1 protein-coding gene is annotated in these 776 nt (G+C 60.3%); it reads left to right on the top strand.

Annotated elements, in window-relative coordinates; all coding sequences use genetic code 11:
- Positions 1-30 precede the first annotated feature (30 nt).
- Positions 31-776: hypothetical protein (locus ACP7BZ_RS22975; protein ID WP_426117517.1), on the top strand; the 746-nt coding region annotated here is incomplete at its 3' end.

Raw genomic sequence — 776 nt, 5'->3', positions numbered from 1 at the left:
CGCCGAGGCGCACACGAAGAAAGGTACAAAATGGCAGGAGGTAATTTAGGGGCGCTGGTCGTTTCGTTAGAAGCCAATATCGCCAAGTTCAATTCGGACATGGGCGCCGCCGCAAAGCAGGTCGACCAGTCCATGTCGGCGATGTCGGCGAGCACGAAGCTGGCCACCGATGCCATTAAGAGGCTCGAGGCGCAGGCAAACGGGGCCAAGGCAGCGGCGATGTCGCTGGCCAAGGGGATGATCCTCGGCGCCGCAGTCGGAATGAGCTTTGACGCCATCACCGGCAAGATCATGGGCGTCGTCACCAACATGGCAAACTTGAAAACCCTGTCGGAAAAGACGGGCGCCAGTGTTGAAAACCTGTCGAAGCTCGCTTTCGTGTCCAAGCAATCCGGCTCCGACATCGAGGCGGTCACTTCGGCGCTGTCGAAAATGTCCAAGGGCATGGCCGGTGCCGACAATGACACCAAGGGCGCGGGCCTCGCGCTCAAGTATCTGGGCGTCAGCGCCAAGGACTCGGCCGGTAATCTCAAAGACCCGGCCGTAATGTTCACGGATATCGCGAAGAAGCTGTACGAGTATGAAGACGGTGCCGGCAAGGCCGCAATCGCCCAGGCGCTGTTCGGCAAGGCTGGCGCCGACATGCTGCCAACGCTGAAAATGCTGGGCGAGCAGGGGGATATCGCAGCAAAGGCCACCACGGACCAAGCTACGGCGGCGCGCCAGTACATGCGCGATATGGCCAAGCTTGAGGCCCAACAGGGGATGCTCTTCAA

The sequence above is a fragment of the Massilia sp. PWRC2 genome (genome assembly GCF_049896725.1).
Taxonomy (GTDB): Bacteria; Pseudomonadota; Gammaproteobacteria; order Burkholderiales; family Burkholderiaceae_D; genus JAFCUW01.
The sequence above is the reverse complement of the archived record's forward strand: the minus strand, read 5'-3'. Positions and strand labels throughout refer to the sequence as shown.